At 26.4% G+C, this 23,687-nt stretch carries 26 protein-coding genes; 23 read left to right on the top strand and 3 right to left on the bottom strand.

From position 1 onward, the window contains the following. Positions 1-1,224: an ATP-dependent Clp protease ATP-binding subunit ClpX gene (gene clpX / locus BGIGA_RS02050; protein ID WP_014726716.1), complete on the bottom strand. Its 1,224-nt coding sequence runs from the start codon at positions 1,222-1,224 to the stop codon at positions 1-3. 307 nt (positions 1,225-1,531) lie between these two features. On the opposite strand from clpX, the gene BGIGA_RS02045 reads away from it, so the two are divergent. Continuing rightward, positions 1,532-3,160 carry a CTP synthase gene (locus BGIGA_RS02045; protein WP_014726715.1) on the top strand — a complete coding sequence of 543 codons (1,629 nt, stop codon included), beginning with the start codon at positions 1,532-1,534 and terminating at the stop codon, positions 3,158-3,160. Next, entirely contained in the window at positions 3,150-4,868 is a 1,719-nt protein-coding gene (gene yidC / locus BGIGA_RS02040; protein ID WP_014726714.1) for a membrane protein insertase YidC, read from the top strand. The genes BGIGA_RS02045 and yidC overlap by 11 nt, the downstream gene beginning before the upstream one ends. A gap of 62 nt (positions 4,869-4,930) precedes the next feature. Here yidC and BGIGA_RS02035 read toward each other — a convergent pair whose 3' ends face one another. After that, positions 4,931-5,695 carry a biotin--[acetyl-CoA-carboxylase] ligase gene (locus tag BGIGA_RS02035; RefSeq protein WP_014726713.1) on the bottom strand — a complete coding sequence of 255 codons (765 nt, stop codon included), beginning with the start codon at positions 5,693-5,695 and terminating at the stop codon, positions 4,931-4,933. Between the two features lie 103 nt (positions 5,696-5,798). On the opposite strand from BGIGA_RS02035, the gene rsfS reads away from it, so the two are divergent. From rsfS to BGIGA_RS02015, 4 genes are read left to right on the top strand one after another with little or no spacing between them, the layout of a single operon-like run. After that, the gene (gene rsfS, locus BGIGA_RS02030) at positions 5,799-6,128 is read left to right on the top strand and encodes a ribosome silencing factor (RefSeq protein ID WP_014726712.1); all 330 of its coding nucleotides are present in this window, start codon (positions 5,799-5,801) and stop codon (positions 6,126-6,128) included. 38 nt (positions 6,129-6,166) lie between these two features. Next, complete coding sequence (gene ftsH / locus BGIGA_RS02025) at positions 6,167-8,104, top strand: ATP-dependent zinc metalloprotease FtsH (RefSeq protein WP_014726711.1); 1,938 nt, start codon at positions 6,167-6,169, stop codon at positions 8,102-8,104. Positions 8,105-8,116: 12 nt separating this feature from the next. Next, entirely contained in the window at positions 8,117-8,953 is an 837-nt protein-coding gene (locus BGIGA_RS02020; RefSeq protein ID WP_014726710.1) for a phosphatidate cytidylyltransferase, read from the top strand. Between the two features lie 51 nt (positions 8,954-9,004). Next, on the top strand, positions 9,005-9,670 hold the full coding sequence (locus tag BGIGA_RS02015; RefSeq protein ID WP_014726709.1) for a phosphatidylserine decarboxylase family protein: 666 nt from the start codon (positions 9,005-9,007) through the stop codon (positions 9,668-9,670). A 24-nt stretch (positions 9,671-9,694) separates the two neighbouring features. Here BGIGA_RS02015 and dnaK read toward each other — a convergent pair whose 3' ends face one another. Then, positions 9,695-11,596: a molecular chaperone DnaK gene (gene dnaK / locus BGIGA_RS02010; protein WP_014726708.1), complete on the bottom strand. Its 1,902-nt coding sequence runs from the start codon at positions 11,594-11,596 to the stop codon at positions 9,695-9,697. A 181-nt stretch (positions 11,597-11,777) separates the two neighbouring features. Here dnaK and rplM point away from each other — a divergent pair, with 181 nt between their 5' ends. The 17 genes from rplM (at position 11,778) to rpsC (ending at position 23,666) form a co-directional block, all read left to right on the top strand. Continuing rightward, positions 11,778-12,230 carry a 50S ribosomal protein L13 gene (gene rplM, locus BGIGA_RS02005; protein WP_014726707.1) on the top strand — a complete coding sequence of 151 codons (453 nt, stop codon included), beginning with the start codon at positions 11,778-11,780 and terminating at the stop codon, positions 12,228-12,230. Continuing rightward, on the top strand, positions 12,227-12,604 hold the full coding sequence (gene rpsI / locus BGIGA_RS02000; protein WP_014726706.1) for a 30S ribosomal protein S9: 378 nt from the start codon (positions 12,227-12,229) through the stop codon (positions 12,602-12,604). Before rplM ends, rpsI begins: the two co-directional genes overlap by 4 nt. 7 nt (positions 12,605-12,611) lie before the next feature. Then, positions 12,612-13,337: a 30S ribosomal protein S2 gene (rpsB, locus tag BGIGA_RS01995; RefSeq protein WP_014726705.1), complete on the top strand. Its 726-nt coding sequence runs from the start codon at positions 12,612-12,614 to the stop codon at positions 13,335-13,337. After that, on the top strand, positions 13,334-14,149 hold the full coding sequence (gene tsf, locus BGIGA_RS01990; RefSeq protein WP_014726704.1) for a translation elongation factor Ts: 816 nt from the start codon (positions 13,334-13,336) through the stop codon (positions 14,147-14,149). Before rpsB ends, tsf begins: the two co-directional genes overlap by 4 nt. A gap of 13 nt (positions 14,150-14,162) precedes the next feature. Next, entirely contained in the window at positions 14,163-15,695 is a 1,533-nt protein-coding gene (gene gpmI, locus BGIGA_RS01985; protein ID WP_014726703.1) for a 2,3-bisphosphoglycerate-independent phosphoglycerate mutase, read from the top strand. A gap of 28 nt (positions 15,696-15,723) precedes the next feature. After that, positions 15,724-16,545: a type I methionyl aminopeptidase gene (gene map / locus BGIGA_RS01980; RefSeq protein WP_014726702.1), complete on the top strand. Its 822-nt coding sequence runs from the start codon at positions 15,724-15,726 to the stop codon at positions 16,543-16,545. A gap of 69 nt (positions 16,546-16,614) precedes the next feature. Beyond that, entirely contained in the window at positions 16,615-16,992 is a 378-nt protein-coding gene (gene rpsL, locus BGIGA_RS01975; RefSeq protein WP_014726701.1) for a 30S ribosomal protein S12, read from the top strand. A 7-nt stretch (positions 16,993-16,999) separates the two neighbouring features. Beyond that, positions 17,000-17,476, top strand: a complete 477-nt coding sequence (rpsG, locus tag BGIGA_RS01970; RefSeq protein ID WP_014726700.1) for a 30S ribosomal protein S7 — start codon at positions 17,000-17,002, stop codon at positions 17,474-17,476. A 17-nt stretch (positions 17,477-17,493) separates the two neighbouring features. Continuing rightward, a complete protein-coding gene (gene fusA, locus BGIGA_RS01965; RefSeq protein ID WP_014726699.1) occupies positions 17,494-19,593 on the top strand; it encodes an elongation factor G in 2,100 nt (699 codons plus the stop codon). A 2-nt stretch (positions 19,594-19,595) separates the two neighbouring features. Beyond that, positions 19,596-19,901, top strand: a complete 306-nt coding sequence (gene rpsJ / locus BGIGA_RS01960) for a 30S ribosomal protein S10 (protein ID WP_012840772.1) — start codon at positions 19,596-19,598, stop codon at positions 19,899-19,901. A 5-nt stretch (positions 19,902-19,906) separates the two neighbouring features. Next, the gene (rplC, locus tag BGIGA_RS01955; RefSeq protein ID WP_014726698.1) at positions 19,907-20,539 is read left to right on the top strand and encodes a 50S ribosomal protein L3; all 633 of its coding nucleotides are present in this window, start codon (positions 19,907-19,909) and stop codon (positions 20,537-20,539) included. Then, positions 20,530-21,159: a 50S ribosomal protein L4 gene (gene rplD / locus BGIGA_RS01950; RefSeq protein WP_014726697.1), complete on the top strand. Its 630-nt coding sequence runs from the start codon at positions 20,530-20,532 to the stop codon at positions 21,157-21,159. Before rplC ends, rplD begins: the two co-directional genes overlap by 10 nt. A 10-nt stretch (positions 21,160-21,169) precedes the next feature. After that, complete coding sequence (locus BGIGA_RS01945) at positions 21,170-21,460, top strand: 50S ribosomal protein L23 (protein ID WP_014726696.1); 291 nt, start codon at positions 21,170-21,172, stop codon at positions 21,458-21,460. Beyond that, positions 21,460-22,284, top strand: coding sequence for a 50S ribosomal protein L2 (gene rplB / locus BGIGA_RS01940; RefSeq protein ID WP_014726695.1), 825 nt, complete (start codon positions 21,460-21,462; stop codon positions 22,282-22,284). The genes BGIGA_RS01945 and rplB overlap by 1 nt, the downstream gene beginning before the upstream one ends. A 14-nt stretch (positions 22,285-22,298) precedes the next feature. After that, complete coding sequence (rpsS, locus tag BGIGA_RS01935; RefSeq protein ID WP_014726694.1) at positions 22,299-22,580, top strand: 30S ribosomal protein S19; 282 nt, start codon at positions 22,299-22,301, stop codon at positions 22,578-22,580. Between the two features lie 2 nt (positions 22,581-22,582). Then, positions 22,583-22,945: a 50S ribosomal protein L22 gene (rplV, locus tag BGIGA_RS01930; protein WP_014726693.1), complete on the top strand. Its 363-nt coding sequence runs from the start codon at positions 22,583-22,585 to the stop codon at positions 22,943-22,945. A 16-nt stretch (positions 22,946-22,961) separates the two neighbouring features. Next, on the top strand, positions 22,962-23,666 hold the full coding sequence (rpsC, locus tag BGIGA_RS01925; protein ID WP_014726692.1) for a 30S ribosomal protein S3: 705 nt from the start codon (positions 22,962-22,964) through the stop codon (positions 23,664-23,666). Positions 23,667-23,687 lie beyond the last annotated feature (21 nt).

The raw sequence follows: 23,687 nt of genomic DNA, 5'->3' as shown, positions 1-23,687 counted from the left end.
TTAAGAACAAGATAGTTTTTGTATTACAATATCTTTATCTATATTTAGTATAGATCGAACGTTTTCTATATCAAACATATAATCTAAAAATATTTTTTCACAAAATGTTCGTAATCCTCTAGCACCTAACCCAAGTTGAAAAGTTTTGTCTACTATAATATTTAACGCTTCATCTGTAACATTTAAAGATATGTGATCCATATCAAATAATTTTTGATATTGTTTTATTAAAGCATTTTCTGGTTCCAATAAAATTTTTTTTAACATATTTTTATTTAATGGATTTAAGTAAGTAACAATAGGAAATCTACCTATAATTTCAGGAATTAATCCAAATTTTTTTAAATCTTCAGAAATAATATTTTTTAGATAATTTTTTTTGCTGTTTTTTTTCTTTTGATAGACATGAGTGATGAAGCCAATAGACATTTCTTCTATTCTATCAGAAATAATTTTTTCGATTCCATCAAATGTTCCTCCAGCTATAAATAGTATATTTTCAGTGTTCATTTGTATCATTTTTTGATCTGGATGTTTTCTTCCTCCTTGTGGAGGAACATGGATCACGGATCCTTCCAATATTTTTAATAACGCTTGCTGTACTCCTTCTCCAGATACATCTCTAGTAATAGAAGGGTTATTACTCTTTCTAGAAATTTTATCTATTTCGTCTAAAAAAATAATTCCTTTTTCAGCAGAACTAATATCATAATTAACAGATTGTAATAATTTTGTTAAAATAGATTCTACATCTTCACCTACATAACCTGCTTCAGTTAGTGAAGTAGCATCGGCTATAGCAAAAGGAACTTTTAGAAGTTTTGATATACTTTTTGCTAACAAAGTTTTTCCTGTTCCAGTTTCTCCAATCAATAATACATTGGATTTTTCGATTTCTATATTTTTTTTATTACAATCTTTATATTGTTGAATACGTTTATAATGATTGTAAACAGCTACGGATATAATTTTTTTTGCTTCGTTTTGTCCCACAACATATTTATCCAGAAAAGATTTTATTTCTTTGGGTTTTTTGATTTCTTCAAAGTTTTTATTATCTTTTTTATATTTTTCGTTAGTATTTTTTATAATAAATTTTTTATGAATTATAGAATAAGTTTTTTCTATGCAATAATTACAAATATGTCCGTTAATTCCTGATATAAGAAAGGCGATATCATTTTTGTTTCTTCCACAGAAATTACATTTTAACGAATATTCCATAAACTCCTATTTTCATTTTTTTATTCTAGCACTAACTTAAACAAACTTAACATGAAAGGAGCAAGCTTAACTACATCACATCGCTACTACCTGATTTCTTTTGCTGTGTTCCCACCCTGGAAGATTTACAGGGAGCTGATTGTGTAGGACTTGCTCCAAGTTTGGTAAATATAAAAAAAAAATCATAAATTCTCATTCAAAAAAATGAGAAATCTCTATAAATTCTATAAGATAAATAAGATAAAAATAAAAAAATCAAAAGATCAGAATATAATTTTAATCTGTTGAATTTTTTTATTTTATTTTGATGGAAACAAAATATGTTTTTGTTACAGGTGGGGTCACTTCTTCTTTGGGAAAAGGAATTGTTTCAGCTTCATTAGGGATGTTGTTAAAAGCTAGAGGTTATAAAGTTTCTATATTAAAATTAGATCCTTATTTTAATATAGATCCAGGAACTTTAAATCCTTATGAACATGGGGAATGTTTTGTGACTAAAGATGGAGCAGAAACAGATTTGGATCTAGGACATTATGAACGATTTTTGAATCAATCTACAACTAAGGAAAATAACGTAACATCAGGTTTAATATATAAAACAGTGATAGATAATGAAAGAAAAGGATCCTATTTAGGACAGACAGTACAAGTAATCCCTCATATTACTAATGAGATTAAAAGACGTATTAAAATTCTTGGAAGATCCAGAAATTATGATATTGTTATTACTGAAATAGGTGGGACTGTAGGAGATATAGAAAGTTTGCCATATGTTGAATCCGTTCGTCAATTAAAGTGGGAATTAGGAAGATTTAATGGATTGGTTATTCATTTGACATTGCTTCCACACATTGCGGTTACTGGAGAAATAAAAACAAAACCAACGCAACATTCTGTCAGAAATTTAATGGAAAATGGGATACAAGCAGATATTATAGTGTGTAGAACAGAAAAACATATATCTGATAATATTAGAAAAAAGTTAGCATTATTTTGTAATGTGAAACCAAAACATGTTATTGAATCAATTGATACTAAAATAATATATGAAATTCCTTGTTTATTACACTTACAAAATTTTGATGAAGTTGTGTTAAATCATTTAAACTTATCTTCTATTACTATTCCGAATTTAAAAAAATGGAGAACTTTTATAAAAAAATATAAAAATCCAAAATATAAAACTAAAATTGCATTGGTTGGAAAATATGTTTCTTTACATGATTCTTATAAGTCAATTACAGAAGCTTTAATTCATGCAGGAACAGAAAATAATACGGATGTGGATATAAAATGGATTTATTCAGAGATGATTAAGGAAAAAAATATAAAAAAAGATTTTGAAGGAATTTCAGGAATTTTAGTAGCTCCAGGGTTTGGTAATAGGGGAATAGAAGGAAAAATACTTGCAGTAAAGTATGCAAGAGAAAATAGAATTCCATTTTTTGGGATATGTCTTGGAATGCAAATTGCCGTAATAGAATTTGCTAGAAATGTATTAGGATTTAAAAAAGCAGAAAGTTATGAGACAAATCCAAATACATCTCATCCAGTAATAAGTTTAATGGATAAACAAAAAAAATTAACTCACATAGGAGGGACAATGCGTTTAGGAAATTGGAAATGTACTCTTACAGAAGGATCTAAAATATTTTCTATTTATGGAGGTCAAAAAGAAATTTTTGAGAGACATCGTCATAGATATGAATTTAATAATGATTATTTAGAATATTTTTCTAATGCTGGAATGAAGATTGTTGGAATAAATCCAGATACAGGTTTAGTAGAAGCATTAGAATTAGAAAATCATATTTTTTTCTTGGCTGTTCAATATCATCCAGAATATCAAAGTACAGTAACAAATCCACATCCTTTATTTACTAATTTTATACAAATGTCTATAGATTATCAGAATTCTTCTATATATGAAGGATAAAAATTTAGATTACAGTTCTATAATAGGATTAATTCTTATATCGTTTGTTTTAATAATTTTTACTTATATCAATAATGATAATAACAGCAGTTTCAAAAAACAAAATTTTAATCGTCAAAAAAATTTTTCAAAAAAAGAAATTTTTATTACGGATAAAAGAAAAAAAAATGATTTTTTTTTCTTAGAAAATAATGTTTTGAAACTAAAAATATCTAGTTTAGGGGGAGGAATCCATGAAGTTCTTTTAAAAAAATATAAAGCATATGATTCTTTATTAGCATATCATGCTAAACTTCTTTATTTAATAAAAAATTCTAGTTTTTTATACAAATTATCTTTTTTTAATAAAGAAGGATTAAATATTGATACAAATACTTTATATTTTAAACCCTTTTTATTAGAAAAAGATAAAGCATCAAGAATTAAAACTCTTATTATGAGAGCTAAAAATCCTTATGGAAAAGGATTCTTAGATTACAAATATACAATAGGAGAAAAAAATCAATATGACATTGGTTTTTCTATACAGACTAAAAATCTTTCTCATTTTATTAGAAAAGGATCTTATTTCAATTTAGAACATAAAATTTTATCCTTAGAAAAGGATAGAGATTGGGAGAATTCTTATACTCAAGTATATTATTCTATTTCTGATAATCCAAATAATTTCTCTTCTGTAAAATATTTGTCTGAAAAAAAAACAGAAGATAAAAATATATATGGAGCAAATTGGATTGCTCATAAACAACAATTTTTTTCTTTTATATTTATTCCGGAAAAAATGTTGAAAAATGTTTTTGTTAGATCTGAAAATTTTTATTCAGGATCTTTTTTAAAAAAAATTCAATTTCGAACATTTATAAATACGGTAAAAAATGATGAATTTCATTTTTCTTTTCGTTTTTATTTTGGTCCTTTAGATTTGAATTTGTTAAAAAAATATCAAAATGGATTTGAAAATATTATTCCATTTGGATGGGGTTTTCTTAAATGGATTAATAAATATTTTTTTTTAATAGTTTTTCAATTTTTGGAGAAAACAAATTTAAATTATGGTGTTATTATTATTTTGATGACTGTAGTTGTAAAACTTATATTGTATCCAATTACCTATAAACAATATAAGTTAAGTGCCATGATGAAATTGATTCGTCCAGAGATAGAGAAATTAAATCATAAGTATAGAGAAAACGTTTTCAAAAGACAAAGAGCCATAATGGAATTATATCATAATGTTGGTATAAATCCAATGTCTGGATGTATTTCCACATTATTTCAGATTCCTATTTTTTATTCTTTATTTAAATTTTTTCCTACTCTAATTAATTTAAGAGGAAAATCTTTTTTTTGGGTAGAAGACCTTACTTCATATGATTCAATTTTAAAGTTACCTTTTTTCATTCCTTTTTATGGAAATCATGTGAGTTTACTCACATTGTTATATTCTTTAGCATTGTTAGTTTATACAAAATTTAGCAATGATGGAAGAAAAGATTTTCATCAAAAAGAAAGTGATCCTTCTATTCCTAATATGAATTTTTTGTTATATTTAATGCCTATTGTTATGCTTTTGTTTATAAATAGTTATGCATCTGCTTTGTCTTTATATTATTTTACATCTAATATAATTAATATTGGATTTTTCTTTTTCATTAAAGAATTAATGTTAGATGAAAAAAAAATTATTATAAAGAAAAGAAAATTGTAAGACAAAATTACATTGGATATAAAGAAATAGTAGACAAAAAAAAGTATTAAATATGCTCTACTTTACGTAATAACAAATTTTATTTCCTTATGAGAAAAAAAATAGAATTTTTCATTTGATTCAATAACTAAAAATCCTTGATTGCTTATAGATCGTATTATCCCCAAAATATAATTATTTGTTTTATAAATATAAAAAATAGAAACTTGATCTTTTAAATATAAATGATTGATATAATATTTGCGTATAAATTGTTCTCCGTGAATTATAAAAAAAAGATATTCTTTTTGAATAAAATATATAATATTATAAAAAATATAATCTAAATCAAGATTCAGATTGAAGATCTCTTTTATAGAAGAAGCATTCCATTCTTTTTTGAATTGTGTTTGATTAATATTTAAACCTATCCCAATAATAATAGTATGAATTTTTTTTGAAAAAACGCTATTTTCTATTAAGATTCCACCTACTTTTTTATTGTTAATAACAATATCGTTTGGCCATTTAATCCAAATTTTTTCTTTATTTTTTTTATTATAATATTTAGATAAAATTTTATGTACAGCATTACTTATAACAATATTTATGATGTATATTTTTTTTATATATAAAGTTATAATAGGTTTTAACACTATGCTAAAAGTCAAATTCTTTTTTTTTTCTGTATACCATGAATTTTTGTTCATACCTATTCCTTTGGTTTGATTCATTGTCCAAATAATTACCCAATTATATTTTTCGTAAATATATTTTTTAGCATATTGATTCGTAGAGTCTATTTTTTTTAATATAATTAGATTTATAGGCCAAATAAATTTTTTCATAATGTTTTATATTGGAAAATATAACTTCTTTAAAGCGAAAACCTTATTTTTGTTTTTTTAAAATAAATTTAATAAATGCTTATTTATTTAAATAATTTTTGTTTTGCTACTATATAAAATCATAGAAGGAATTCAAATGGTTAAAGGAAAAGATATATCTATTATAAATTTAAAAGATAGGGAAAATTTTATTTGTGATTATTTTGTGATTTGTAATGGAGATTCTCATAATCAAGTACATGCTATTTCTCAATCTATAGAGAGAACAACAATTGAAAAATTACAGAAAAAACCATGGCATATAGAAGGATTGAGAAATAAAGAATGGATTTTAGTTGATTATGTTTCTATCGTTGTTCATATTTTTAAAAAAAAATTAAGATTACATTATGATATAGAAAATCTTTGGAATCACAATACTAAATATAACTAAGATTTTATTTTTAAAATCAAGTTAATGAAGAAACCTATATGATAGATAAAAAAATAAAAAGTAAAAACAACTTTTTTTGGGTATATGCAGTTATATTTGCCATATTTTTGGGGATATTTTTTTTTAAATCTTCTTTTTCTAATCCCAGAAAAATAGATCAGGATACTTTTTTTGATATTCTGTCAAAAGGAGAAGTGCAAAAAATTATAGTAAAACACAGAGAAATAGTATATGTTTATCTAAAAAAACAATTTTTACCATTTAATAATAATCAAAATAATGAAGAAAAAAGGCTCATCACACAGCCATTGCAATATGAATTTGAAATAGGAGATTTACAATTTTTTCAAAAAAAATTTGAAGAGTATAAAAATAAGTATAATTTAAATACTATTATTGATTTTAAAAATCAACAAGAATATACCATTACTAAATTTTTCTTTGATTATGGTATATTTTTTATATTATTAATTATTTTTTGGATATTTTTATTTAGAAGAATAGGCACTACAAGTGGAGGTCCTGGAGGTCAAATATTTAACATAGGAAAATCTAGAGCTAGATTATTCGATGAAAATGATAATGTAAAAATAACATTTAAAGATGTCGCTGGGCTAGAAGGAGCTAAAGAAGAAGTTCAAGAAATAGTGGAATTTTTAAAAAGTCCTCAAAAATATACTAAACTTGGAGGAAAAATACCTAAAGGAGCTTTGTTAATAGGACCCCCAGGAACAGGAAAAACTTTATTAGCAAAAGCGGTAGCAGGGGAAGCAAAGGTTCCATTTTTTTCTTTATCAGGATCGGATTTTGTGGAAATGTTTGTAGGTGTAGGAGCATCTAGAGTAAGAGATTTATTTGAAAAAGCTAAGGAAAAATCTCCATGTATAATATTTATTGATGAAATAGATGCTATAGGAAGAGCTCGTGGAAAAAGTAGTATAGCTGGATCAAATGATGAAAGAGAAAACACTTTAAATCAACTTTTAACAGAAATGGATGGATTTGGGACTCACACTAATGTAATTGTATTAGCTGCTACAAATCGATCCGATATTTTAGATAAAGCTTTACTTCGCCCTGGTCGTTTTGATAGAACTATATTAGTTGATCCACCTGAATTAAATGAAAGAAAAGAGATATTTCGTGTACATATTAAAAGATTGGTATTATCTAATAACGTAGATATTGATTTTTTATCGAGACAAACTCCAGGATTTAGTGGAGCTGATATCGCTAATGTTTGTAATGAATCAGCGCTTATTGCTGCAAGGAAAAATAGATCCAAGGTAGAAAATCAAGATTTTATTGATGCAATAGATCGCATTATTGGAGGTTTAGAAAAAAAGAATAAAATCATAAAACCAAATGAAAAAAAACGAATTGCTTATCATGAAGCTGGACATGCCACAATAAGTTGGTTACTGGAACATGCTTCTCCTTTAGTAAAAGTCACCATTGTTCCAAGAGGGAGATCTTTAGGATCAGCGTGGTATCTACCAGAGGAAAGACAATTGACCACTCCGGAACAAATGAAAGATGAAATATGTGCATTATTAGCTGGAAGATCAGCAGAAGAAATTATTTTTAGTAGTATTTCTACTGGAGCTTTAAATGATTTAGAAAGAGTCACTAAACAAGCTCAATCTATGGTCGCTATTTTTGGATTAAATGAAAAAATTGGAAATGTTTCTTACTATGATTCTACAGGACAAAATGAATTGTCTTTTTCTAAACCTTATAGTGAAAAAACGGCTCAAATCATAGATGAAGAAATATCTAAAATTATAACAGAACAATATCAAAGAGCTAAAAATATATTAAAAAACAATGAGAAAAAATTATCTATGTTGGCTAATGAGTTATTGGAAAAAGAGGTTATATTTAGAGAAGATTTGAAAAAAATATTTGGAGAAAGACCTTATCCTGATGAAATTGGTGATATGTTGGGTTCTGTTAGTAATATATCTTCTCCTTGACTTAATTGAATAATGAATGATAAAAAAAAGAAGTATTTAGACTTTTTGATAAGATTTTTTACCGGTTTTATTTATGTTATTTCAATTCTATTTTCCATTGATAGAGGGGAAAAAACTTTTAGAATTGTAATGATGATATTATCTTTTTTTTGTTTTTTTGAATTTTTATTAATATTAAGAACGAATACAACTTTAATTAAAGTAACTTTTTTGTTTTTTTTGCTTTCTATTTTTATGGATCTTTTTATAGCAGAAAAAGAAAAGGGATTAATTTCATATATTATTTGTTTTATTCCTTATTCTATAATTTTTCTCGTTATTCAATTATTTTCTAAAAAATCTTCTAACAAAGAGAAAATTGTAGAAGTGAGTCATTTAATTTTTGGATTGGTATACGTTATTATGCCATTTTATTTAGCATCTTATATATATGCTATTGTTTGTCATGGAAAACAATTAATTTTAGGTACATTTATTTTAATATGGACAAATGATTCTTTATCCTATTTAATAGGAAAAAAATGGGGAAAAAGGAAAATAGCTACATCTATTTCTCCTAAAAAATCAATGGAGGGAGTTGTTGGTGGTTTATTTTTTTGTATTGTATTAGGATTTCTTTTATACAAAATATGGAAAAAAAAATATTGGTTAATTTTATCTTTCACAGTTCCAATTTTTTCTACTATTGGAGATCTTGTTGAATCTACTATTAAAAGATCTTGTAACGTTAAAAATTCAGGAACCTGGTTTCCCGGACATGGTGGTTTTTTAGATAGATTAGATAGTTTTATTTTTGTGATTCCTATTATAGCTACTGTAGTAGTTAGTCTTGTTTATGTTTTTAAATAAAATTATAAAATTATAAAAATTTTTATGATTTATTTATAAAATTTTATAATCATGATTCATAAAGAAGGAATTCCATTTTTAGTATATACATTAGTAATAGTATTATTATTAGCCATTTTTTCTTTTTTATTATTATCTAGATTAATTTGTATTTTTGTATCAATTTTTCTTATTGTATTCTATATTTTTTTAATTTTCTTTTTTAGAAATCCAAAAAGGAATTTTTATGATATTCATGAAAAAAATAAAGAAATAATCATCTCTCCTGTTGATGGAAAAATTATGGATGTACAACAAATTTTTGAGAATGAATTTTTGAAAAAAAAACACATATGCATTTCCATTTTTATGTCTCCTTTTAATGTTCATGTTAATAGATATCCTGTTTCCGGTAAAGTTATTTATGTAAAATACCACCCTGGTAAATATATGATAGCTTGGCTTCCTAAATCTTCGTTACATAATGAGCATACAACAATAGTGGTAGAAACAAATAAAGGAAATAAGATATTATTTCGACAAATAGCTGGTTTTTTAGCTAGACGTATTATTCTTTATGCAAAAAAGAATTCCATAGTAAAAAAAGGAAATGAATTTGGATTTATTAAATTTGGATCTAGAGTTGATGTTTTTTTACCATTAAATTCTATAATTTTTGTGAAAAAGGGAGAAAAAGTTATTGGAGGAAAAACTAAAATTTCCATAATTCCATCATAAATAGACTCCCTTTATTTTATTATTTTATTTTACTTCTTCATAATCGACATCTTGTACATTTTCATTTCCTTTGCTACTTTTTTCTTCATCTTCTTTTTGGTTTGATTGATTGTTTTTATTTGTGTTTTTTGTGTTATAAATATCTTGAGATGCATTGGTCCAAGCTTCGTTTAATTTTTTCATGGAATCGTCTATAGAGGTAAAATCTTTTTTGGAATGAGCTATTTTTAATTTTTCTAAAGTATCTTCTATATTTTTTTTGTTATTTTCAGATAATTTGTTCCCATAATCTTTTAATTGTTTTTCAGACTGAAATATTTGATTATCTGCCGCATTTAATTTTTCGATTTCTTCTTTTATTTTATCATCTTTTTGGGCATTTTCTTTTGCTTCCTTTTTCATTTTCTCTATTTCTTCTTGGTTCAAACCAGAAGAAGTTTCTATACGGATAGATTGTTCTTTTCCTGTTCCTTTATTTTTTGCAGAAACATGAAGTATTCCATTAGCATCTATGTCAAAAGTTACCTCAATTTGAGGAATTCCTCTAGGTGCTGGAGGAATATCTACTAAATCAAATCTACCTATTTCCTTATTATCATTGAACATAGGTCTTTCTCCTTGTCCTACACGTATAGTTACTGCTGATTGATTATCAGACGCTGTAGAAAAAATTTCTGATTTTTTAGTAGGGATTGTAGTATTAGATTCAATAAGTTTAGTGAAAACTCCACCTAAAGTTTCAATTCCTAAAGACAAAGGAGTAACATCTAATAACAATACATTTTGTACATCGCCCGTTAATACTCCTCCTTGTATAGCGGCTCCAATAGCTACAACTTCATCAGGATTAACTCCTTTAGATGGTTTTTTATCAAAGAATTTTTCTACCTCTTCTTGCACTTTTGGTATACGAGTAGATCCTCCTACCAAAATGACCTCATCTATATCTTTAGTTGTTAAATTTGCATCTTTTAATGCTTTAGAGCAAGGATTTATAGAACGTTGTATTAATTTTTCTGATAATTGTTCAAATTTTGATCGAGTTAAAGTTAAAACTAAATGTTTAGGACCTGATTCTGTTGCTGTAATATAAGGTAGATTCACTTCTGTTTGATTTGAAGAAGATAATTCTATTTTAGCTTTTTCAGATGCTTCTTTCAAACGTTGTAAAGCCATTGGATCTTTTCTAAGATCTAATCTTTCTTTAGATATAAATTCATTTGCTAAATAATTAATGATAACTTGATCAAAATCATCTCCACCTAGATGAGTATCTCCATTAGTAGACAAAACTTCGAAGACTCCATCTCCTAATTCTAGGATAGAAACATCAAATGTTCCTCCTCCTAAATCGTATACAACTATTTTTTTATTTTGATTATTCTTATCTAAACCATAAGCTAAAGCTGCTGCAGTAGGTTCATTTATAATTCTTTCTACTTTTAATCCTGCTATTTCTCCAGCTTCTTTAGTTGCTTGTCTTTGTGCATCGTTAAAGTAAGCAGGAACTGTAATTACAGCTCTATTTACTTCTTCTCCAAGATAATCTTCTGCTGTTTTTTTCATTTTTTGTAAAATCATAGCAGATATTTCCTGTGGAGCATATAGTCTTTTTTCTATATCAACTCTGGGGGTGTTGTTTCCTCCTTTTATAACTTTATAAGGGATATGTTTTAATTCCTCAGAAACTTCTGAGTACATTCTTCCCATAAATCTTTTTATGGAAAAAATGGTTTTTTTTGGATTAGTTACCGCTTGTCTTTTAGCAGGATCTCCTATTTTTCTTTCTCCTCCTTCTACAAAAGCTACAATAGATGGAGTAGTTCTTTTTCCTTCTGAATTAGGAATGACAACCGGATCATTGATTTCCATAACAGAAACGCAAGAATTTGTTGTTCCCAGATCTATACCTATAATTTTACTCATTTTATTAGTTTTTTTTCATGTGTTAGTTTCATTACAATAGGACCTATCCAATCATTATGCCATAATGAAAATAAAACTTTTATAAATAAAGAGAGAGATAAAGTATGACAATAAAAAAAAAATATGACAAAAAGTCATTAATTAAAATTTTGAAAATTTCTTATATTAAAGAAAAAATAATATGGATCATTTGAGTTTAAAAACGAATTCAGCTAAAAAAAATTCAATAGTAAAATATTGGATCATAATAGATGCTGCTAATCAAATTTTGGGAAGATTGTCTACTAAAATTTCTCATATTATAATGGGGAAACATAAACCTTTTTTTTCACCACATATAAATTGTGGAGATCATGTTATTGTTATTAATTCAAATCAAATTAAACTTTCTGGGAAAAAATGGAATAATAAAAAATATATTTATTATACCGGTTATCCAGGTGGAAAAAAAATTATTTCAATTAAAAATTTGTTTGATAAAGATTCAAGAAATATAATATATAAATCAGTTAAAGGCATGTTACCTAAAAATCGTTTAGGACGTTTAATATTTAAAAATTTACATGTATATCCAAAATCTGAACATCAACACAAAGCTCAAAAACCTATTTTATTGAAATTAGAAAAATTATGATACATACTATAGGTAGAAGAAAAAGATCTCTTGCCCGTATATATTTGAAAACAGGAAATGGATCAATAATTGTTAATTCAATGGAATTGAATCAATATTTTCCAAAATATCTTCATCATAAGATTTTGTATCCCATTGAAATAATAAAAAAATTAAGTCAATTTGATATAAATATAAAAGTTTTTGGAGGCGGATTTAATGGTCAAGCGGAAGCAATTCGTCTTGCTATATCTCGTGCACTTTGTCAAGTTGATGAAAAAAATAGAAAAAAATTGAAATCTGAAGGATTGTTAACTAGAGATTCTAGAGAAGTAGAAAGAAAAAAATTTGGTCAAAAAAAAGCTAGAAAAAAGTATCAATTTTCAAAACGTTAAAATATAAATGAAAATCAATACTCAAGATTTATTAAAAGCAGGTGTTCATTTTGGGCATATTGCACGAAAATGGAACCCTAATATGCGTTCTTTTATTTTTATGAAAAAAGGAGGCATTCATATTATAGATTTATCAAAAACAATTTCAAAATTAGAGGAAGCTTGTAATGGTTTAAAAAAAATAGCTACGAATGGAAAAAAAATATTATTAGTAGGAACAAAAGCTCAAGCTAAAGAAAAAGTTTTTTTTTATGCAAAAAGTGTAAACATGCCTTGTATAACAGAAAGATGGTTAGGAGGATTGCTTACTAATTTTACAACAATTCGTAAGTCTGTTAAAAAAATGAATAACATAGAAAAAATGAAAAAAAATGGGACTTTCGATACTTTATCTAAAAAAGAAAGAATATTAATTGATCGACTGTACGCAAAATTATATAAAAATTTAGGAAGTATTTCAAATATGAATCATATACCAGGTGGTATTTTTTTGGTAGATCCAAATAAAGAAAAAATTGCTTTAACTGAAGCCAAAAAATTAAAAATACCTGTTTTTGCAATGGTAGATACCAATACAGATCCTAATGACATTCAATATCCTATTCCTTCTAATGATGATTCCTCTAAGTCTATAGATATTATTCTAAAGTTTGTATCAGAAGCCATTCAACATGGTATTTCTATTAATAAAAATGAACGTGAAAATAAAGATTTTATAAATAAAAAATTATGAAAGTTTCCTTAGAAAAAATTAATAAACTTAGAAAACTCACGGGAATTGGAATTATGGATTGTAAAAAAGCGTTGATTCATTCTAATGGTAACATTGATGATGCTATTCGTATTTTACGAAAAAAAGGAGAAAAAATAGCAATTAATCGTTCCTCATATCATATGAAGGATGGTGCTTTAATTTCTTCTGTGAATTCAAATTATTCTTGTGGTACAATTATAGGAATTAGTTGTGAAACTGATTTTTTATCTAAAAGTTATGAATTTTTAGATTTTTTATCTATACTTTCAAAACAATCATTATTATTTAATAATAAAGTTGATTTTCTATACAGTCCATATAATGAATACAAAAGTATTCAAGAGATGATTGAAACTCAAATGGGAGTGGTAGGTGAAAAATTAGAATTAAAAATTTTTGAAAAAATAGATTCTCCATTTGTGATGAATTATACTCACTATACCAAAAAAATAGCTGTATTAGTTAGTTTTTCTTATAAAATAAACGAATCTATTGCTAAAAATATAGCGATGCATATAGCTGCTATGAATCCTGTGGCTATTAATGAAAAAGAAATTCCCGTATCATTAATGAATGAAGAAATCGAAATGATTCAAGATCAAATTGATAAAAATAATAAATTTGATTCCATAAAAAAGAAAATGATTCAAGGAAAAATTAAAAAATTTGTGTTGGAAAATACTCTTTTAAACCAAAAATTTATAAAAAATACTAAAATAACTGTTCAAAAATATTTAGATAAATATGATAAAAATTTAAAAATAAATCTTTTTAAAAGAGTAAGAATTTAATTAAATAAATTGGATGAAAAAATTAATGTTAATAATTTTAGATGGATGGGGTTTATCTTCTTATAAAAATTATTATTCTTCTGCAATAGAACAAGCTTCAACTCCATTTATTGATTATTGTTCTACTAATTTTCCTTATAGTAAATTAAAAGCATCAGGATGTGATGTTGGATTACCTAAAGGACAAATGGGAAATTCTGAAGTAGGTCATATCAATTTAGGATCCGGACAAAAGGTCATTCAGAGTTTAGAAAGAATTAATGTATCTATAAAAAACAATTCATTTATAAAAAAAATCGATATTTTTTTTAAAGAAATTTCTCTTCTTAACAAAAGAGTTCATTTTATTGGATTATTATCTGATGGGGGAGTTCACTCGCATATGAATCATCTTTTTTATTTTCTTAAAATTGCACATGAAAAAAGAATAAAAAATGTTTTTATACATATTTTTACAGATGGAAGAGATTCTTCTCCAAAGAAGAGTATTTTTTATATAAAAGAACTTTTAAATGTCACTAAACGATATGTTGGAAAATTGTCTTCTATTATTGGAAGATATTATTCAATGGATCGTGATCATAAATGGGAAAGAACTAAAAAAGCATATGATGCAATGGTTCATTCTAAAGGAATATATACTAAAAATATTTTTTCTTCCATAGAAAATTTTTACAATAATGGAATCACAGATGAATTTATATCACCTTTAATAATTGTTGATGAAAATGAAATTCCTATTTCAAGAATAAAGGATGGAGATGTCGTTCTTTGTTTTAATTTTCGTTCTGATCGTTCTAGACAAATTACAGAGTTATTGACAGGAAATAATATTCCTTTTTCAGGAATGAAAAAATTAAGTTTGTATTATTACATAACTATGACTTGTTTTAATCCTATATATAAAGGAGTTCATGTTCTTTTTGAGAAAAAATATTTGTCAGATACTTTAGGAGAAGTTTTAGAAAGAGAAGGAAAACAACAAATACGTATAGCTGAAACAGAAAAATATCCACATGTTACTTTTTTTTTCTCTGGAGGGAGAGAAACTCCTTTTGATAGGGAAATAAGGATTTTGTGTGAATCTCCCAAAATTTCTACTTATGATTTAAAACCTGAAATGAGTGCAGAAAATATTGTTAAAAAAATTATTCCGGAATTAAAAAGAAAACAATCAGATTTTATCTGTCTTAATTTTGCTAATCCAGATATGGTTGGGCATACTGGTAAAATGAAAGAAACAATAAAAGCATGTGAATTTGTTGATAAATGTGTTAAATCTTGTTCTGAAGAAGCTATGAGTAATTCATATACAGTTATTATAGTGGGGGATCATGGAAATGCAGATTATATGATAAATCAAGATGGAACTCCTCATACAGCACATACTACTTCTTCAGTTCCCTTTATTCTTTTAGATAGAAATATAAAAAAACAAAATATTTTTTTAAAAAAAGAGGGAATTTTATCAGATGTAGCACCTACTATTTTGAAAATAATGAAATTACCTATTCCTAAAACTATGAGTGGAATTTCACTTCTATAATATAGAAATAAAATTATTTATTTTGATAATGGTGAAAACTATTGAAGAAATAACATTAATCAAAAAGAGTGCTTTTTTAGCATCCAAGACATTAGGAATGTTAGCTAAAGAAGTAAAACCAGGAGTAAATACTCTTTATTTGGATAAACTTGCAGAAAATTTTATTCGTGATCATGGTGGTCAACCAGCTTTTCTAGGATTATATGATTTTCCAAATACTTTGTGCGTTTCTCCAAATCATCAAATTGTACATGGTATTCCTAATCAAAATCCATTATGTAATGGAGATATCTTATCTATAGATTGTGGAGTTTATATGAATGGATTTTATGGGGAACATGCTTACACTTTTGAAGTTGGAAAAGTATCTTATGATACAAAAAAATTTTTGGATTGTTCTAAAAAATCTCTTTACATTGGAATATCTAATTGTAAATATGGAAATAGAATTGGAGATATAGGTTATTCTATACAATCTTATGTTGAAAAAAGTGGTTATAATGTAGTAAAAGATCTTGTGGGACACGGACTTGGGAAAAATATGCATGAAGATCCTAAAATTCCAAATTATGGAAAAAAAGGAAAAGGGATTAAATTAAAAGAAGGATTAGTTCTTTCTATAGAACCAATGGTGAATATGGGTTCATCTGAAATTGTTTTTCATAAAGATGGGTGGACGATAACTACCTTAGATAATAAAATTTCATCTCATTATGAACATAACATTGCTATTGTAGATGGATATCCTTGTTTACTCTCGACTTTTAGTTATATTTACAACGAACTTAATATTAAATCATTAGAAGAAGATTTTTTTCAAAATAAAAGAATTAATATTGATAATCCTTAATTTAATTTATTTTTTATAAGTTTTGTAATTTATTGTTAAATAGCATAATTTGCATTCTAAATATAGGATATGCCTACTATACAACAATTAATTAGAAAAGGACGAACTTCTGTTTCTAAAAAACGAAAATCTGTAGCTTTGGAGTTTTGTCCTCAAAAAAGAGGTGTATGTACTAGAGTTTATACAACTACACCAAAAAAACCCAATTCTGCAATGCGGAAAGTAGCTCGTGTTCGTTTTACGAATGGAAGAGAAGTTATTAGTTATATAACAGGAGAAGGACACAATCTTCAGGAGCATTCAATTGTATTAGTTAAAGGAGGTAGAGTAAAGGATTTACCAGGAGTAAAATATAAAATAGTACGGGGAGCTAGAGATACGGCTGGAGTTCACGGAAGAAAAAAAAGCAGAAGCAAATATGGAGCTAAAGTAGATAAAAAAGGTTAAATTATTAATGAGAAAAGTAAAAAAAAAAGAAAAATTATATTTTCCTGATCCTAAATTTCAGGATCCTTTAGTGACGCGTTTTGTTAATCATTTAATGAAAAATGGAAAGAAAAATATAGCTTATAATATATTTTATAATGCTATGGAAAAAATAGATGTTATTAAAGAAAAAGAAGAAAAATCTGCGTTGGAAATATGGAAAGAAGGATTGAAAAATGTAATGCCTCATGTAGAAGTTAGAAGTCGTCGTATGGGAGGATCTAACATTCAAGTTCCTGTTCCTATTACATCTAATAGTAAAATAACAAAAGCAATGAAATTGTTAATATCTTGTGCTTCTATTAGAAATGAAAAAACAATGGCTCATAAATTAGCATATGAAACATGGGATGCTTTCCAAGAACAAGGAGAAGCTGTAAAAAGAAAAGAAAATATTCATAAAATGGCAGAAGCTAATAAAGCTTTTTCCCATTTTAGATTTTAGTTATTTATGTTTTTTTTATGGAAAAAGATTTGAAGTATACAAGAAATATAGGAATTGCAGCACATATTGATGCAGGAAAGACTACTACTACAGAAAGAATTTTATTTTACACAGGTATTAATCATAAAATTGGAGAAGTTCATGATGGGGCAGCAACTATGGATTGGATGAAACAAGAACAAGAACGTGGAATTACTATTACTTCTGCTGCTACATGTTGTGAATGGGTATACAATAATAAAAAATATCAAATTAATATTATAGATACTCCAGGGCATGTAGATTTTACTGTAGAAGTAGAAAGATCTATGAGAATTTTGGATGGAATGGTTGTTTTATTTAGTGCAGTAGATGGAGTAGAACCTCAATCTGAAACAGTATGGAGACAAGCAGATAAATATGCAATTCCTAGAATTGCTTTTGTAAATAAGATGGATCGTCAGGGTGCCGATTTTTTTAATGTTTGTTCTCAAATACAAAAAATTTTAGGCGCTCATCCAATTCCTCTGCAAATACCTATTGGTATTGGAGATAATTTTCAAGGAGTTGTCGATTTAATCACTAATCAGGCTATTATATGGGATGATAAAGATTATGGAATGACATATCAAAAAATTCCTATTCCGGATAATATGAAAAATATGGCTTATAATTTTCATAATAAACTTATTGAAACGTTATCTGAATATGACGATGATATCATGGAAAAATTTTTGTATGGAAATTTTTCCTCTATATCACAAGAAGATATTATTCTCTCTTTGCGAGAAAATACAATAAAAATGAAAGTAATTCCTATTTTATGCGGTTCATCTTTTAAAAATAAAGGAGTTCAAGCTATGTTGGATGCTATATGTAAATATTTACCTTCTCCTCTTGAGGTTAAAGATATAGTTGGGATCAATCCTATAACCCAAAAAAAAGAAAAAAGAAAACCTAACGAAAATGAACCTTTTTCTGCTTTAGCTTTTAAAATAGCAAGTGATCCTTTTGTTGGTCGTTTAGCTTTTTTTAGAGTTTATTCTGGTAAAATAGAATCAGGTTCTTATAGTTTTAATGCTAGATCTGGAAATAAAGAACGTATTTCTAGAATATATCAAATGCATGCAAATAAACAAAATCCGGTAGATAAAATTGGAGCTGGAGATATAGCGGCTGTGGTCGGTTTTAAAGATATTAAAACAGGTGATACTTTGTGTGATGAAAAATATCCAATATTATTGGAAAAAATATTGTTTCCTGAACCAGTAATAGGTTTAGCAATTGAACCTAAATATAAATCGGATATAGATAAAATGAGTTTAGCTTTATCAAAATTAATGGAAGAAGATCCTACTTTTCAGGTAAGAACAGATAATTATACAGGTCAAACTATTATTTCAGGGATGGGAGAACTTCATTTAGAAGTAATTGTTGACAGAATGAAGCGAGAATTTAAAGTTGAAGTTAATCAAGGGAAACCTCAAGTAGAATATAAAGAAGCTTTAACAGATTTAGTAGAGCATAGAGAAATTTATAAAAAACAAACAGGAGGTAGAGGTAAATATGCGGATATATTATTCAGATTAGAACCCGGGAACATAGGTAAATCTGGTTTAGTTTTTATTAATAAAATAAAAGGAGGAAATATTCCAAAAGAATATATTTCTTCTATAGAAAAAGGATTTAGAGAAATGATGAAAAATGGACCTTTATCTGGATATGAAATAGATAGTGCTAAAGTTACTATATTAGATGGTTCTTATCATTCTGTTGATTCTGATCAACTATCTTTTGAGATAGCAAGTAAATTAGGTTTTAGAGAAGCAGCTAAAAAAGCTAAACCTGTTTTGTTAGAACCAATTATGAAATTAGAAGTTTTAATTCCAGAAGAAAGTCTGGGAGATATAATAGGAGACTTAAATCGTAGAAGAGGAATTGTACAAAATATGAATAGCAAAAAGAATATAAAAGTAATTCAAGCTTTAATCCCTTTATCAGAAATGTTTGGATATGTTACAGTATTGCGAACACTTTCTTCTGGTAGAGGAACCTCTGTTATGGAATTTTCTCATTATGAAATAGTTCCTGAAAATGTAATAAACAATATAGAAAATAAAAATAGAAATAAAAAATAACTATGGGTCATGATATAAAAATTAAATTAAAATCTTATGATTATAATTTATTAGACAAATCGGCCGAAAGAATTGTAAATTCTGTGCTTCCCACAGGAGTTGTATTGAACGGACCAGTTCCTTTACCTACTGAAAAAAAAATATTTACGGTGTTACGATCTCCTCATGTAAATAAAAAGTCTCGTGAACAATTTTTTCTTCCTACACATAAAAGACTTTTACAAATTCATAATGCTTCATCTAAAACAGTAGATGCACTAATGAAATTGGAATTACCAAGCGGAGTGGAAGCAGAGATAAAAGTGTGATTAATATGTCTGGTTTAATAGGAAAAAATATGGGAATGACTAGTATTTTTCTGAAAAATGGAGAAAACGTTCCATGCACTATTGTGAAAGTAGGCCCTTGTTATATTGTTCAGATAAAAACAGTAGAAAATGATGGTTATTCTTCTATTCAATTAGGAATAGATGATAAGAAAATTAAGAAAACTAATAGGTCTTTATTCTATCATTTTAAAAAAGTTGGATTGACTCCGAAAAAGAAATTGTTAGAATTTAGAATAAATCAGGGTTCTAATTTTGTTTTGGGAAGTTCGATCAATATTAATTTTTTTAAAGAAAATGAATTAGTTCATGTAAAAGGAATTTCTAAAGGAAAAGGTTTTCAAGGTGTAGTTAAAAGACATAATTTTTCAGGAGTAGGAGAAAGAACTCATGGACAACATAATCGTTTAAGAGCTCCAGGTTCAATAGGGGCGGGGTCTGATCCATCTCGTGTTTTCAAAGGGAAAAAAATGGCTGGTAGAATGGGAAAAAAAAGTGTAACTATTAAAAATTTAAAAATATTGAAAATCGATTTTGATCATAATATCATGATTTTAAAAGGTTCAGTTCCAGGAAACAAAAATTCATATTTAATGATTCAAAAAAAAGAATGGAATTAAAAATTTTAGATATAAAAGGTAATTATACCAATAAAAAAATTGAATTTAACGATAAGATTTTTTTTAAAAAATCTTATAATCATTCTATATATTTAGAAATTAAAAGATATTTATCGGCTCAACGTCAAGGAACACACAAGTCTAAAGAAAGAGGAGAATTATCTGGAAGTACCAGAAAATTACATAGACAAAAAGGAACTGGAGGTTCTAGAAAAGGAGATATAAAAAATCCCATTTTTAGAGGTGGTGGTAGAGTTTTTGGACCTAAACCAAGAAAATATTTGACAAAATTAAATAAACGTACTAAAAATATAGTACGAAAATTTATTATAGAACAAAAATTAATACAGAATAAAGTTTTGATTATAGAAAATTTTCAATTAAACGTTCCAAAAACTAAATTTATTTTGAATTTATTAAAATTTTTAAAATTAAAAAATAAGAAATCATTGATGATCATTGGAGAAATAAATAAAAATTTATATTTGTCTTCTAGAAATTTGAAAAATTTTAAATTATTAAATATAAATGAATTAGATTGTTTTTCACTGATAAATTTTCCATATATTATTTTTTCTGAAAATTCCATAAAAAAAATATATAAATTTCTATCTATATAATATAAATACAATGATTTTAGTAAAACCTTTTGTTACAGAAAAATCTTATAAAGAAGAAAAATGCAATCGTTATATTTTTTCTGTGAATATAAATTGTAATAAAATTCAAATTGAAAAAGAGATCACAAAATTATTTGGATTTTCTGTAAAAAATATTAAAACAATGATCTCTCCTAGAAAAAATAAATCTAAATATACTAAAAAAGGATTTATTTATGGAAGAAGTAATAAAATAAAAAAAGCAATTGTTCAATTTCATGAAAACCAAAAAATTAATTTTTTAAACGAAAAAAAAATTTAATGTCAATAAAAAAATTGAAACCGATAACACCTGGTCAACGTTTTAAAATTGTGAATGGGTTTGATCAACTTACAAATTCTGATCCTGAAAAAACTTTAGTAAAAGGAAAGAGTAAATCTGGAGGTAGAAATAATGTAGGTCGCATGACTATGCGTTATTTTGGAGGTGGACATAAAAGAAAATATCGAACAATAGATTTCAAAAGAAAAAAATTTGGGATTCCTGCTATTATAAAATCTATAGAATATGATCCTAATCGATCTTCTTTTATATCTTTACTTCATTATGAGGATGGAGAAAAAAGATATATTCTAGCAATGGAAGGATTAAAAGTAGGACAAAAAGTGATTTCTGGAAAAAATATACCTTTTAATATAGGAAATTCTACTTTTTTAAGTGATATCCCTTTGGGAACTAATATATCTTGTATAGAACTTAAACCAGGACAAGGTGCTAAAATAGCTAGAAGTGCAGGGTCTTTTGCACAATTATCCGCAAAAGATGATAAATATGCAACGATTAAACTTCCTTCTGGAGAAATTAGAATGATGATGATTACTTGTATGGCTACTATTGGAATTGTTTCGAATATTGATCATCAGTTAGAAACATATGGTAAAGCAGGGAAAAATAGACATTTAGGACGAAGACCAAGAACACGAGGTGTAGCTATGAATCCTGTAGATCATCCAATGGGAGGTGGAGAAGGAAAGGCTTCTGGAGGAATTCCTAGAGATAGAAAAGGGAATCCTTCCAAAGGATTTAGAACTCGTGATAAAAAACGATATTCTGATAGATATATTTTGCAAAGAAGAAAAAAATAAAATTTTATTTAATTATGGGAAGATCTTTGAAAAAAGGACCATATGTTTCTCAACAATTACACAAAAAAGTATTAAAAAATATAAAACTAGATAAAAAAAATGTAATTAAAACTTGGTCTAGACCTACTACTATTTTACCAGATTTTGTTGGACAAACTTTTTCTGTTCATAATGGTAAACAATTTATTAATGTACATATTACAGAAAACATGATAGGTCATAAACTTGGAGAATTTGCTCCCACTCGTAATTTTAGAGGACATGTTGGATCTAAAGGAAAATTAAAAACAAAATAAACATGAAACAAGAAACTAGTAGTAGTGCAGTTTCAGCTTCTTTGAATGGAGTCAGAAATTCTCCTAGAAAAATGAGATTGATAGCAAATTTAATTAGAAATAAGGAAATACAGAATGCTATAGATTTATTGACTTACAGTCAAAAAAGAAAAGTTTCTTTTATTTTTAAAAAATTACTTCTTTCCTTATTGTCTAACTGGAAAAAAAAAAATGATCAATCTGAAAATGAAAAATTTTTATATATAAAAGAAATTAGAGTAAATCAAGGTAAAACCTTAAAAAGGTTGCGGCCTGTTCCTCAGGGTAGAGGACATAGAATTAGAAAAAGATCAAGTAATATTATAGTTGTTTTAGGTCAAAAATAGATAAAATATAATTTTTATGGGACAAAAAACAAATCCAATTGTCAATCGTTTGGGAATTATAACAGGATGGCAATCAAGTTGGTGTAACAATTATAGAGATAGAATACAAGAAGATTTTAAAGTAAGAAGATATATAGAAGCAAGATTTCCAAAAGGAATTGTTTCTCGTATTTTTATAGAGAGAACTTTAAAATTTATAACGATTACTATTCGAACATCAAGACCTGCACTTGTTATAGGAAAAAGAGGAGATGAAGTAGATACAGTGAGAAAAGAATTGAAAAAACTTACAAAGAAAGAAGTTCAAATTAATATTTCTGAAGTTAAACGTCCTGAATTAGATGCTCCATTGGTTGCTAAAGGTTTAGTTAGACAATTAGAAAATCGTATTTCTTATAAAAAAGCAATTAAATTATCTATTCTTTCTGCTATTAGAATGAATGCTCAAGGAATAAGAATTCAGATTTCTGGAAGATTGAATGGATCAGAAATGGCAAGATGTGAAATTTACAAAGAAGGAAGGATTTCTCTTGGAACTTTTCGTGCTGATGTTGATTATCATATGGCAGTTGCTCATACTGTTTATGGAAGTATAGGAATTAAAGTGTGGATAATGAAAGGGGAAATATATGGAAAAAGAGAATTATCTCCATTATTGGAAATTCAAAAAAAACAAAGAGGATATAAATCTTATCATTTTAACAGAAAAAAAAATAAATAAATTTTTATATACTTATTTATA

This window comes from Blattabacterium sp. (Blaberus giganteus) (assembly GCF_000262715.1).
GTDB lineage: Bacteria > Bacteroidota > Bacteroidia > Flavobacteriales > Blattabacteriaceae > Blattabacterium.
This window is presented reverse-complemented; position numbering and strand designations above follow the sequence as displayed.

Coding starts and splice junctions, on each gene's coding strand:
- clpX (WP_014726716.1), bottom strand. CDS start 1,224: ATGGAATATTCGTTAAAATGTAATTTCTGTGGAAGAAACAAAAATGAT.
- BGIGA_RS02045 (WP_014726715.1), top strand. CDS start 1,532: ATGGAAACAAAATATGTTTTTGTTACAGGTGGGGTCACTTCTTCTTTG.
- yidC (WP_014726714.1), top strand. CDS start 3,150: ATGAAGGATAAAAATTTAGATTACAGTTCTATAATAGGATTAATTCTT.
- BGIGA_RS02035 (WP_014726713.1), bottom strand. CDS start 5,695: ATGAAAAAATTTATTTGGCCTATAAATCTAATTATATTAAAAAAAATA.
- ftsH (WP_014726711.1), top strand. CDS start 6,167: ATGATAGATAAAAAAATAAAAAGTAAAAACAACTTTTTTTGGGTATAT.
- BGIGA_RS02020 (WP_014726710.1), top strand. CDS start 8,117: ATGAATGATAAAAAAAAGAAGTATTTAGACTTTTTGATAAGATTTTTT.
- BGIGA_RS02015 (WP_014726709.1), top strand. CDS start 9,005: ATGATTCATAAAGAAGGAATTCCATTTTTAGTATATACATTAGTAATA.
- dnaK (WP_014726708.1), bottom strand. CDS start 11,596: ATGAGTAAAATTATAGGTATAGATCTGGGAACAACAAATTCTTGCGTT.
- rplM (WP_014726707.1), top strand. CDS start 11,778: ATGGATCATTTGAGTTTAAAAACGAATTCAGCTAAAAAAAATTCAATA.
- rpsI (WP_014726706.1), top strand. CDS start 12,227: ATGATACATACTATAGGTAGAAGAAAAAGATCTCTTGCCCGTATATAT.
- rpsB (WP_014726705.1), top strand. CDS start 12,612: ATGAAAATCAATACTCAAGATTTATTAAAAGCAGGTGTTCATTTTGGG.
- tsf (WP_014726704.1), top strand. CDS start 13,334: ATGAAAGTTTCCTTAGAAAAAATTAATAAACTTAGAAAACTCACGGGA.
- gpmI (WP_014726703.1), top strand. CDS start 14,163: ATGAAAAAATTAATGTTAATAATTTTAGATGGATGGGGTTTATCTTCT.
- map (WP_014726702.1), top strand. CDS start 15,724: ATGGTGAAAACTATTGAAGAAATAACATTAATCAAAAAGAGTGCTTTT.
- rpsL (WP_014726701.1), top strand. CDS start 16,615: ATGCCTACTATACAACAATTAATTAGAAAAGGACGAACTTCTGTTTCT.
- rpsG (WP_014726700.1), top strand. CDS start 17,000: ATGAGAAAAGTAAAAAAAAAAGAAAAATTATATTTTCCTGATCCTAAA.
- fusA (WP_014726699.1), top strand. CDS start 17,494: ATGGAAAAAGATTTGAAGTATACAAGAAATATAGGAATTGCAGCACAT.
- rpsJ (WP_012840772.1), top strand. CDS start 19,596: ATGGGTCATGATATAAAAATTAAATTAAAATCTTATGATTATAATTTA.
- rplC (WP_014726698.1), top strand. CDS start 19,907: ATGTCTGGTTTAATAGGAAAAAATATGGGAATGACTAGTATTTTTCTG.
- rplD (WP_014726697.1), top strand. CDS start 20,530: ATGGAATTAAAAATTTTAGATATAAAAGGTAATTATACCAATAAAAAA.
- BGIGA_RS01945 (WP_014726696.1), top strand. CDS start 21,170: ATGATTTTAGTAAAACCTTTTGTTACAGAAAAATCTTATAAAGAAGAA.
- rplB (WP_014726695.1), top strand. CDS start 21,460: ATGTCAATAAAAAAATTGAAACCGATAACACCTGGTCAACGTTTTAAA.
- rpsS (WP_014726694.1), top strand. CDS start 22,299: ATGGGAAGATCTTTGAAAAAAGGACCATATGTTTCTCAACAATTACAC.
- rplV (WP_014726693.1), top strand. CDS start 22,583: ATGAAACAAGAAACTAGTAGTAGTGCAGTTTCAGCTTCTTTGAATGGA.
- rpsC (WP_014726692.1), top strand. CDS start 22,962: ATGGGACAAAAAACAAATCCAATTGTCAATCGTTTGGGAATTATAACA.